Genomic DNA, 9,874 nt, shown 5'->3' with positions numbered 1-9,874 from the left:
GGGGGCGCCCCGCCCCCCCCGCCCCCCCCCCCCCGCCGGCGCCGCCCCCCCCCGCCCGGGCCGCCGCCCACCCCTCATGACCGGCACTCCCGCCATCGCCGACACCCTCCCCGCGTCCTACGCCGTGTGCAGCGACGACGCTACGGGCACAGCGGCCCGCGCCGCACGTCCGCCCCCCGAACGGATGCCCCCGCGCCGTCCGCGTTGACGGGAGGCGGGCCCGGGGGAGTAGCACGGACGGACGGGTCAGGCGGACGCGGCCTCGGCCCGCCGTTCGTCCTGGTGCCGCAGAAGATCGCCCGTCGTCATCGGGCCGGTCTGCCGGTCTGCCAGCGGCCGCCGGCCTGGGAATTGACCCGTGAAAGTGGCATTCAATTGCCACCTGATAGCGGGTCTTTCCGGTCCTAGCCTGGTCCCATGACGACGACGAGTAACACCGCCACCGCCGCCCCCGTGCTGACCCGCCACGCCGAGGCCGAGACCTGCGCCGACCCGAGCAGCACCATGACCCTGCTCGCCGACTCGGCGCACACCGAGGGCGGGTTCACCAGCTACCGCTCCACCTTCGCCAAGGGCGCCGTCGGGGCCCCCGCGCACTTCCACACCCGGGCGTGGGAGCTGTTCTTCGTGATCGGCGGCTCGCTGCAGGTGCTGGTCGGCGAGGAGGTCACGATCCTGGGCGAGGGCGACTTCCTCGCCGTGCCGCCGCACACCCCGCACGCCTTCGCCGCCGCCCCGGGCGCCGAGGCCGACGTCCTGTTCGTGTTCACCCCGGGCATGGACCGCTTCGACTACCTGCGCCTGCTGGGCCGCGTGATGCGCGGCGAGACCGACCCGGGCGCGATCGCGGCCTCCGCCGGGCGCTTCGACAACCACTACGTCGACAGCCCCGCCTGGCGCGCCGCCCTCGACCGCAGCGCCGCCCCCGCCTGAGGCCCCGCCCGGGGCCCAGCCCCCGCCTGAGCCCCCGCCCGGGGCCCGTGACGGCCGCTCCCGGCGGGCCGGTGCGGGCCGGGTGTGGAACGGTGGAGGCCGGGGGTGTCCTGGTTGCGAGAGGAGTGGCCATGTCGTCGAAGCGTCGCCGCAAGAAGAAGGCCCGGGCCCGGCGCGGGGCCAACCACGGCCGCCGGCCCCAGTGCTGAGCGCCTGAACCGTGCGCGGGGGCGGGGGGGGCGCCCCCGGCCCCCCCGGGGGCGCATCCCCGTTGGCGCCCGCGCCCCCGCCCCCGCCGGGCCGGGACCGCCGGGGGCGTGCACCCCCCCCCGCGCGCCCGCGCGCGCGCCCCCCCCCCCCCCGGGGGGGGGGGCGGGGGCGCCCCCCCCCCCCCCCCCCGGGGCGCACCGCCCGGTTCGCGCCCGCGCCCGCGCCCGCGCCTGCGCGGCACGGCGTGGTACGTGCAGGTGTCCGTCCAGTTGCGGCCGAAGGTGAGCACCAGCACCGGGCCCCGCCCCTCGGCGCGGGCGGCCCGCAGCAGCGCGGCCGGGTCGCCGTCCGGCGGGATCTGCTCGTGCCGGAAGTACACGTCGCTGCCCGGGCGCGGCCAGTACGGGTCCGGGCGGGGGATGCCGGGCAGGTCCCAGGCCAGGGTGGCGTCGGCGGTGGACAGGCTCGGGCCGGGCATCCGCCGGCCGTCGGGGAAGAGGCCGCGGTCGCGGTGGTAGCGCAGCGCGTAGGCGACCGTGCCCGGTGAGTACGGCGGTTCGTCGCCCCAGGTGTTCGGGAAGCCCCAGTCGGCCAGGCCCGCCGCCTCGATCCTGGGCAGGACGGCGGTGATGTCCTCGCCGGTGGCGAAGTAGGCGGCGGCGCTCATCCGGCAGACCAGCACGCCGCGGCCCTCGGCGGTGGTGGTGAGCAGGCCGAGCGAGGCGGGGCGGTCGCAGTGGTCGGCGACGCGGGTCAGCAGGTGCGCCACACCCTCCACCGCGGCCAGGCCCTCGACCATCCGGCGGATCCGCTCGCGCTCGGCGGCCCGCAGCGCCTCGACCTGCGGCGAGGAGGCCAGGGCGCGCAGCCGGCGGGTGGTGGGCAGGCGGGCGCGCAGCGCGTCCCGGGCCCGTACGGGCTGGGCCAGCAGCATGCCGAGCAGGTACTCGAAGCCGTTCACCGGGCGGGGTCCTCTCGGGCCGGGTGGCGTCCGCGCGGGTCGCGGCGTCCGCCCCACAGGCTGGCCCGGCGGCGGCCCGCACCGCAATGCGCCGCCGTACCCGAATTCCGCCGGCCGCCGGGTTCAGCCGAGGGCGCCGACCGCCGTCCGGACGGCCTGCGGCAGGCCGAGCAGGTCGGTGCTGTCCGTCCACTGGTCCACGCCGCCCACCGGCGGCAGGGCGCGCAGCCGCGCGTCGGTGACCGTCTCCAGCAGCGCCTGGGCGAAGCGGCCGGCGTCCAGGACGAGGTAGGGGCGGCCGTGGAACGGCCGGCGGGCCGCCGCCAGCGGTGCGGTCAGCCCCAGGGCGTTGTGCCGGCGGGCCGCGGCCTCGTACGCCTCGCACAAGTACCGCTCCCGCTCCGCAAAATGACTGGACGTCAGCGCGCCGTGCAGCAGCGGCCCCAGCTCCCCGGCGGCGCCGGTGCGCCCGAACGCGCTGCCCAGCCACTTGCCGTACGGGGCGTAGCGGCGCTCCATCAGCAGGGACAGCCGCATCACCTCCCGGACCAGGCGGGCGGCCACCACCATCGAGCCGAGCTCGTCGCCGACCTCGGCGCAGCGCCCGACGAACGCCTCCTCCTGCTCGATCCGGCGCCACTGGCAGGCCAGCAGGTAGCGCCACACCTGCTCCGGGTACCAGGCCAGGTGGCGCCGGGCCGCGGTGAGGTCGCCCGGGCCGTCGTGGAACACCGCGCCGCCGGTCACCTCGGCCAGGCGCTGCTGCGGCAGTGCCAGCCAGTCGCCGGCCCCCGGGTCCGTCCGGTACCACCCGGCCGCCGCCGGGCCCAGCCGGGCGGCCAGCCAGGAGGGCACGTCGTGGACCTCGACCAGGTGGTCCACCGGGCCCTCGGTCCAGTCGGGGTGGCGCACCGGGTCGAGCGGGTCCGGGCCGCGCCGGAAGTGCGTGGAGCGGCCGCGCACCTGCCGGGGCAGCCGGTGCGCCAGCACCTCGCGCAGCCGCTTCCCGTGGCGGGCGGCGTCGCCGGGGGAGAGGAACAGTTCCAGGCGCGGGCCCCAGTCGTGGTCCGTCGAGCGGGCGGTGTCGAAGCCCAGCACCTCCGAGCCCGCGCCCACCCGCGCCGCCGCGTACCCGAGTCCGGGGAACGCCTCGGCCAGCAGCGGGCGCACGGCCTCCTCGTGCAGCGTCCGAGCCAGCTCCAGGCCGGGGACGAACGCGCCACCATCATCGGGAGTCGTCATGGGGCCCACTGTGCCAACACCCCGCTGCCCCGGGCCACCGGATTCCGGACCACCGCTTCCCGGAAACCCCTTCCGTCGGCTGCCGTGTCCGCCGGCCGCCGCCCTTTTCCCCGGCGGACAAACACAGAGAGACCGCTCGGGCCGCTGGGGCCGGGCGGTCTCTGCTGTTCGGACGGGCCCATGCGCCAACACGGCCCGCTGCCGGTGTTCCCGAGAATTTGGAGTAGACAGCGCCCCCGGGTTCCTGACCCGCAGGTCTGGATGACGCTGCTGCACATCGTCACATTCAGCCAGGACGGCTACAAGGGCGAGTTGCACAAAAATGCATCAAATTCCGGTTTCGAGTTCCTGAACTGCACTGATGTCACAGGGTTGTGACGAGATCGCGGGCCGGGCCCGGGATTCTGGCGCATCAATCTTCGCGATGTTCACCGAACCGATTGGGAATCACCCGTACGCCTGACAGAGTGTTGCGCGAAACGGGTTCCTCGCGTGACGCCAACCACCGAAGTTCCCGTCCGTTGGAGTAGACGGTGATATAGGAGGTCCTCGATGACGAGGAAGCGGAAGAAGAAGCGCGCCCCCGCCCACTGCACCGCCGGCCACCCGGCGCCGCCGCGACCGGGCCTGCCCTGGCCGTCCGGCCCCGTGCGGACGGCCGTGGTCGTCGTCGTGGTCGTCGTGGCCGCCGCCCTGGTGAGGACGGGCATGTCGGCGGGAGCGGCGCTCGAACTGGCCACCGGCGGACTGCTGTTGAATGCCAGGCTCCAGCAGGGGCGGGCCTAGAAGGAACGCCGGACCGCGATGGGACGCCAGGAGAAACCGATCGCGGCGACCGAGCCGGCCCTGGGCCGGCTCGCCGCGTTGCTGCGCGAGCAGCGTGAAGAGGCGGGGCTGACCTACCGTCAGCTCGCCGACCGGACCAACTACCACCCGACCACCCTGCAACGGGCCACCAGCGGCCGGACCATGCCGAACTGGGAGGTCGTCGAGGCCCTCACCCGGGCCTGCGACGGCGACCTCAAGGCGGCCCGCCGCAAGTGGACCCTGGCCAACTACTGGGCCCACGTCCCGCGCCCCTCCGGGACCCAGCGCCGGGCGCCCCGACGGCTCAACCCCGAGCAGGTCGACTCCCTCGCCGACCTGCGACGGGCGATGCACGAGATGCGGCGCAAGGCCGACTGGCCCTCCCTGGAGGAGCTGGACCGCCGGGCCCGGGCCGGGGGAGGGCGCCTGCCCTCCAGCACCCTGGCGCTGGTCCTCAGGGGTGAGGCCCCGCTGCGCAAGGCGGTGTTCCTCACCTACATGGAGGTCTGCGGGGTCAAGGAGGCCCGCCGCGCACTGTGGGCGGCGGCCTGGGAGCGGACGAACAACGCCCGCACCTCGGCACCGGTCAACTCCCGTACGTACCAACGGGAGTTCACCCGGGCCATGCAGTCCTCCAGCAGCGGCACCCCGACGGACATCCTGTTCAAACTGTGGGTGACCCTGCGCAACAGCCTGGCCGCCGACCGCGCCGAGGAGGCCGGCCAACCCGGCCACTCCGGCCACTCCGGCCACTCCGCTGCGACGGGCCGCGACGGCACCGGCGGCGGCCCGCCGGTACTCGTGTGACCCGGTCCGCGGACGGGAACGCGCCACCAGCGCCCCGTCCGCGGACCAGCACCCACCCGCGCCACCTCGGGAATCAACCATGCCGACACCACCACGACAGCCGACCACCGCCAACGCCACGACCACCGCCATGACCACCGCCACCGGACCGGCGCTGGGCCTGTGGGCGCTGTACGACCTCCACCTGCGCCACTACCTCGACTACGCCGCCCTGCTGCTCCCCGCGGCCGACGCCCCGCTGGCCGTCCAGGGCGCCTTCGACGACCTCAGCGGCCACTGGCTCGACGCCCTGGCCACCGCCAGCCCGGCCGCCTGCGCCTGGCAGGCGGTCCGCCGACGCGTCTGCGCCCTGGCCGGCCCGCGCCCGCTCGGCCCGGTCGCCCACCTCACTGCCCCCCAGCAGGACGTCCTGCTGCTGCACCTGGTCCTCGCCCTGCCCGCCGCCGAGGTCGCCGCGCTGACCGGCACCGAACCGGGCGCCGTCCACGTGCAGTTGCGCTCGCTGGCGGCCGTCCGCCGGTAGCGGCCGCCGCCCCGGCCCGCTCCCGCCGTTCCACCGGCCGGGTGGCCCCCGGCCGGTCCGGCGGCTCACCGCACGGGGCTCGCGACCGGGTCGGGGTCGGGGGCGCTGGGGGAGGGGGCGGCGGCGCGGGCACGGGCGCGGACCTCGGCGACGGCCGGGCAGGTGGCGTAGACGCGGGTGAGGTGGGCCAGGTGGTCGGCCTCGGACTCCAGGTCCGGCCCCAGGGCGTGCGGCGGTTCGGCCGCCGGGGCGGTGCGCGGGGTGTCGGGGTTGGGCCGGACGCCGGCGGCCGCGCGTTCCAGTGCGGCGGCCAGTGCGGCGGCCTCGGCGGTGGCATCGGCCCGGGCGGCGGACGGGGGGAAGCGCGAGGTGGCGGCGGCGAGCCACCGCGGGGTGCGCGGGTCGAGGTGCTGGCGCAGGATCAGCCGGGCGTCGTGGATCTCGATGATCCGCCGGTACAGGGCGAACTGCGGGTCGCGCGGCGGCAGCAGCGGCAGCCGGCTGGCCGGGGCGAGCGCGATCTCCGGCAGCACGGTGTGCAGGTCCCGCCAGAGCGGGGCCAGCGCCCGGTAGCGGCGGTGGGCGCGCAGCCAGCCGCGGACGGCGGCGTGCGCGGCCGGCCACACCGTGGTGCCCAGGCCGGTCGCCAGCAGTGCCACGCACAGCAGGCCCAGGACGCCGCACAGGGCGTCCTCGGCGCCGGCCTGGGTGCCGGTGGCCGCCGCCTGGACGACGTCGTCGACGCCCCAGGCGTTCCACAGCAGGCCCGCGACCAGGCTCAGGGTGAGCAGCCGCAGCCCGCTGCGCTGCCGCCCGGGCGCGGCGGCGCGGGCGAGCCGGGCGAGCTGGCGCAGCAGGGCGGTGAGGCAGTAGGCGAGGTAGAGCACGCCGGCGGCGGTGTACCCGGCCAGCGCCAGGCGGGCGCCGGTGGAGGGCGCGGCGGTGAGGTCGGAGGCATCCAGGCCCGGCGCGGCGGCGACGAACAGGACCGCCCGCACCCCCAGGACACCGGCCAGCAGGGCCAGCTGGCGCCGCACCGCGCGGCGGGGAAGTTCGGGATCGCGTAGGACACCGGCCAGCAGCCGGATCGCGCAGGCCGCGCCGATGCGCAGCGTGTCGCCGAGCAGGACGGGCAGGGCGGGCGCGATCCCGAGCCGGTGCAGCCGGTCGGCGGCCTGGACGGTGGGCGGGGCGAGCAGCAGCAGGGCGGCGGCGAGCAGCGCGGTGGCGTAGCAGCTGTAGCGGGCGATGGCACGCGGGTTGGTCCGGCGGCCGCGGGCGAAGTGCCAGGCGCTCAGGGCGAAGAACAGCGCGACGCCGTAGAGGACGAGGCCGCTCACGGACGCCCCGCCGCCCGGTCGCCGGCCGCCCGACCGCCCGCCGCCCGACCGTCGGCCGCCCGGTCGCCGGCGGGTCCGGGCCCGGGCTCGCCGGTGAGCAGGACGTCCAGGACGTCCAGCGAGTCCGGGTGCGGGGCGGGGCCGGGCGGGTGCGCGGCGTCGGCCTTGGCGGCCCGGCTGAGGATGAGGGAGGCCAGCAGCTCGGCCTCGCGCTCCTGGGGCTCGTCGTAGCCGGTGCGCCCGAGCACCCGCCGGACCAGGTCGGGGGACAGGTGCGGCAGGAGGTCCGCGGCCGGGCCGAGCGGCGCGGAGCCGGCGTGGTCCAGGAGCAGGTGGGCGATCTCGTGGACCAGGATGTGCCGGCGGTGCAGCGCGCTGGTGTCGGCGGTGTACAGGATGTAGTCCGCCTCCCGGGTGGACACCAGCAGCCCGCAGGGCGCGTTGGGCCGGGCGGCCACCGGCAGCAGGTCGATCGGCCGCCCCCGCCGGCGGGCGATCTGCTCCAGTAGCACGGTGGTGTCGAACGGGCTTGGCAGTTCCAGCTGTTCGGCCATCCGCCGGCAGCGGCGCAGCGCCGATCGGTAGCACCTGTCGTCCCGCACGCTGTGTTCCCCTTCTCGATCAGCGGCCCCGTTCCCCCCGATCTCCCGACCGCCGTGGTTCCGCCTCCGTGCCTGGCCCCCGTCTTCCTGGCCCCGGACTCCGTCCGCCCCGCCCGCGGCCCGTACCCCCGTCCGCGCGCCCGTCCGCGCCGCCGGCGTCAGGGCGCCGGGTGCCGGCGGGCCGCGTCCCGGCGGGCGATGACGTCGATCAGCTCGCTGACCGTGTCCAGGCCCTCGGAGGAGAGGCCGACCGCGCGCAGCGCCAGGCTGCGCACGCCCGCGTCGCGCAGCGCGCCGAGCAGGGCGAGCTCCTTGGCGATCTCCGCGCCCTGCCGCTCGTCGAAGAAGTACGCGGGCGGGACCTGGAAGAACTGGGCGAGCGCCTCCAGGTGGCGCTTGGTCGGGTTGTCCCGGCGCCCGGTGCGCAGCTGCCACAGGTAGGTGGTGGAGAACGACTCCCCGGTCGCCTCGCGGCAGGCCCGGGCGACCTCTTCGTTGGTGTACTGCTCGCGGTCGGGCCTGCGGACGGTGTGGAACAGCGCCTCGATCCTGGCCGCGAGCCCGGACAGTTCCACCGGTCCGTCCTCCCGGTTCGATTCCGCCATGGCCCGCCCTCCTCACCGGGGCCCCGCGCGTCTCCTCCTGGCGGGCGGGCAGGGCCGGCCAGGTCACGATAACCCAACGGCATCAGCTGGCGTGGATCACAAGATACCGCCAATCAACGTCAGTTGACCCCTCCACCGGTGGCTGACATCCTGGACCGCAGGCCGTCCGATCGAGCTGACTGGCCATCAAGTCCGTTCGTGTTAAAGACATTTGACGTTTCCCCCGGATCATCCGAATGATCTCGGCAGGCCGGTAGTGTGACCGACTCCCCTGGGACCACCAGGCATCGACACCCGAGACGGGACCGGCCGGACCGGCCGGCCCCACCGACGGCACGACATGGGAAGGGAGCGCCCGTGAACACGGCGCCGCGACACCAGACGGTGCGGCTGGGCTTCCTGTGGCGAGCCGCCGGCGCCCCCGTCGGCTGCGTGCTCGCCCTGGCGATGGGCGTCGTGCTCGCCGACACCGGGGCCGCCGGCCGGATGGGCGCCGTCCCCGCGCTGCTGCTGTCGAGCGCGGCCGTCCTGGGCGTGGCCCTGCCCGTCCCGTACGGCTTCTGGCTGCGCGCCGACGACCACGGCCTCACCCTCGTCCGGGCGTTCGTCCCGCGCCGCTACCGGTGGCGCGACATCCAGGGCCTCACGATGGACGCCGGGCAGGACGCCGACTCCGGCGCCCACCGGCTCGTCCTGCTGCTGCGCCTGACCCCGGCACCCCGCCGGACCGCCCGCGCCGCTCGCATCGCCCGCGGCGCCCGCCTGTACGGGCCGGTCCTCGGCATCCTGGGCACCACCCGCGACGGGCTGCCGCGCGGCACCGAACACCGCCGCCTCGCCGAACTGTTCGACCTGCTCCGGCGCCACGGCGTCCCCTTCGACGACCGCCGCTACGCCGACCTCGTCCTCACCGCGCACGGCTACCCGGCGCTCGCCCACACCGCCCCCGGCGAGCGCGTCCCCGGCGAGCCCCTCCCCGCCCGGCCCGCCGCCCGCCCCGACGCCGCCTGAACCGGGCCCGAACCGCCCGAGCCGGGTCCGCGCCGCCCGCCCCGGCCGGCCCGGCCCTTTGAGCCGCCCACCGCTGAGCCGCCCACCGCCCCGCAGCCGTTGACCCCGACGGAAGCGCGCCCGCCCGGACGGCGCGCCAGGACGTCAGGAGTGCGGCGATGCTCAGGTTCCACGGCGCATGGCGGATCACCGTGGTCGGCAAGAACGCCAGCTTCGACCAGCGCGCGGTGGTGCGCGGCCCCTACGGCACCCGGATTCTGCCCGGCCGGGTCGGCGCCACCCTGGAAGTCGACGAGGACAGCTGGACGCTGACCCTGGAACACCACCTGTGGGGCCGCAGCTGGCAGCCGAACCTGCGCGTCACCCCCGGACCCGTCACCGAACGCGACGGCGTCCGCAGCCGCCTGCTGACCAGCAACGACTGCCACTGGCCCGACAAGCCCCTGGACTACGTCAACTTCGTCGTCCGCCTCGACCAGAGCCTCGCCCCGGCCCCCGCCCTCGCCCCCGTCCGGGCCGTGCGCGCCGCCGACTCCCTGCAGCCCTCCGCGCCCCGGGCCATCCGCACCTCCTCCTCCGACGACGTCGGCGACTTCGGCGCCCCCGCCACCCGGCCCGCGCCCGCCTCCCGGCCCGCCCCCGCCACCCGGCCCACAGCCAACCCCGCGCCCAGGCCGGCGCAGGCCCCGGGCACCAACGCCCGGCCCGCCGCGACCCCCTGGTAGCCCGGCGCCCGGGCCCGGGGGGGGGCCCCCGGGCCCGCGGGGCCGGCGGCCCGGGTGCCCGGGGGGGGGGCGCCGGGGGGGGGGGGCGCGACCCACCCACCCGCGCCG

General features: G+C 76.8%; 10 protein-coding genes. 6 read left to right on the top strand and 4 right to left on the bottom strand.

What is annotated here, in order from left to right; all coding sequences use genetic code 11:
- Nucleotides 1–417: 417 nt before the first annotated feature.
- Complete coding sequence (locus tag ACFV6I_RS22870; protein ID WP_380344170.1) at nt 418–933, top strand: cupin domain-containing protein; 516 nt, start codon at nt 418–420, stop codon at nt 931–933.
- 1,294 nt (nt 934–2,227) lie between these two features.
- On the opposite strand, the gene ACFV6I_RS22865 is transcribed toward ACFV6I_RS22870, so the two are convergent.
- Entirely contained in the window at nt 2,228–3,346 is a 1,119-nt protein-coding gene (locus tag ACFV6I_RS22865; protein WP_380427325.1) for a DUF4037 domain-containing protein, read from the bottom strand.
- A gap of 552 nt (nt 3,347–3,898) precedes the next feature.
- Between ACFV6I_RS22865 and ACFV6I_RS22860 the strand changes: the two genes are divergently transcribed.
- From ACFV6I_RS22860 to ACFV6I_RS22850, 3 genes are all read left to right on the top strand, one after another.
- Nucleotides 3,899–4,132: a hypothetical protein gene (locus ACFV6I_RS22860; protein ID WP_063352887.1), complete on the top strand. Its 234-nt coding sequence runs from the start codon at nt 3,899–3,901 to the stop codon at nt 4,130–4,132.
- Nucleotides 4,133–4,150: 18 nt separating this feature from the next.
- Nucleotides 4,151–4,960 carry a helix-turn-helix domain-containing protein gene (locus tag ACFV6I_RS22855; RefSeq protein ID WP_380427323.1) on the top strand — a complete coding sequence of 270 codons (810 nt, stop codon included), beginning with the start codon at nt 4,151–4,153 and terminating at the stop codon, nt 4,958–4,960.
- Between the two features lie 79 nt (nt 4,961–5,039).
- A complete protein-coding gene (locus ACFV6I_RS22850) occupies nt 5,040–5,483 on the top strand; it encodes a hypothetical protein (RefSeq protein WP_380344182.1) in 444 nt (147 codons plus the stop codon).
- Between the two features lie 65 nt (nt 5,484–5,548).
- Here ACFV6I_RS22850 and ACFV6I_RS22845 read toward each other — a convergent pair whose 3' ends face one another.
- The 3 genes from ACFV6I_RS22845 to ACFV6I_RS22835 all read right to left on the bottom strand — a co-directional run bounded on the left by ACFV6I_RS22845 (nt 5,549) and on the right by ACFV6I_RS22835 (nt 8,030).
- Nucleotides 5,549–6,823, bottom strand: coding sequence for an MAB_1171c family putative transporter (locus tag ACFV6I_RS22845; protein ID WP_380427321.1), 1,275 nt, complete (start codon nt 6,821–6,823; stop codon nt 5,549–5,551).
- Nucleotides 6,820–7,425 (bottom strand): ParH-like protein, encoded by a 606-nt coding sequence (locus ACFV6I_RS22840; RefSeq protein WP_380427319.1) that lies wholly within the window; start codon nt 7,423–7,425, stop codon nt 6,820–6,822. The genes ACFV6I_RS22845 and ACFV6I_RS22840 overlap by 4 nt, the downstream gene beginning before the upstream one ends.
- A 158-nt stretch (nt 7,426–7,583) precedes the next feature.
- The gene (locus tag ACFV6I_RS22835; RefSeq protein ID WP_063352883.1) at nt 7,584–8,030 is read right to left on the bottom strand and encodes a helix-turn-helix domain-containing protein; all 447 of its coding nucleotides are present in this window, start codon (nt 8,028–8,030) and stop codon (nt 7,584–7,586) included.
- Between the two features lie 357 nt (nt 8,031–8,387).
- Here ACFV6I_RS22835 and ACFV6I_RS22830 point away from each other — a divergent pair, with 357 nt between their 5' ends.
- Both ACFV6I_RS22830 and ACFV6I_RS22825 read left to right on the top strand, forming a co-directional pair.
- Nucleotides 8,388–9,041: a PH domain-containing protein gene (locus tag ACFV6I_RS22830; RefSeq protein WP_063352882.1), complete on the top strand. Its 654-nt coding sequence runs from the start codon at nt 8,388–8,390 to the stop codon at nt 9,039–9,041.
- Between the two features lie 158 nt (nt 9,042–9,199).
- Nucleotides 9,200–9,766 carry a hypothetical protein gene (locus ACFV6I_RS22825; protein ID WP_380344190.1) on the top strand — a complete coding sequence of 189 codons (567 nt, stop codon included), beginning with the start codon at nt 9,200–9,202 and terminating at the stop codon, nt 9,764–9,766.
- The last annotated feature ends 108 nt before the right edge of the window (nt 9,767–9,874 follow it).

This window comes from Kitasatospora sp. NPDC059803, from assembly GCF_042732255.1.
Taxonomy (GTDB): domain Bacteria; phylum Actinomycetota; class Actinomycetes; order Streptomycetales; family Streptomycetaceae; genus Kitasatospora.
The sequence above is the reverse complement of the archived record's forward strand: the minus strand, read 5'-3'. Positions and strand labels throughout refer to the sequence as shown.

What these genes read in the sequence shown, in the direction of transcription:
- ACFV6I_RS22835 (WP_063352883.1), bottom strand. Translation starts at nt 8,030, where the DNA reads ATGGCGGAATCGAACCGGGAGGACGGACCGGTGGAACTGTCCGGGCTC.
- ACFV6I_RS22825 (WP_380344190.1), top strand. Translation starts at nt 9,200, where the DNA reads ATGCTCAGGTTCCACGGCGCATGGCGGATCACCGTGGTCGGCAAGAAC.
- ACFV6I_RS22865 (WP_380427325.1), bottom strand. Translation starts at nt 3,346, where the DNA reads ATGACGACTCCCGATGATGGTGGCGCGTTCGTCCCCGGCCTGGAGCTG.
- ACFV6I_RS22850 (WP_380344182.1), top strand. Translation starts at nt 5,040, where the DNA reads ATGCCGACACCACCACGACAGCCGACCACCGCCAACGCCACGACCACC.
- ACFV6I_RS22870 (WP_380344170.1), top strand. Translation starts at nt 418, where the DNA reads ATGACGACGACGAGTAACACCGCCACCGCCGCCCCCGTGCTGACCCGC.
- ACFV6I_RS22860 (WP_063352887.1), top strand. Translation starts at nt 3,899, where the DNA reads ATGACGAGGAAGCGGAAGAAGAAGCGCGCCCCCGCCCACTGCACCGCC.
- ACFV6I_RS22855 (WP_380427323.1), top strand. Translation starts at nt 4,151, where the DNA reads ATGGGACGCCAGGAGAAACCGATCGCGGCGACCGAGCCGGCCCTGGGC.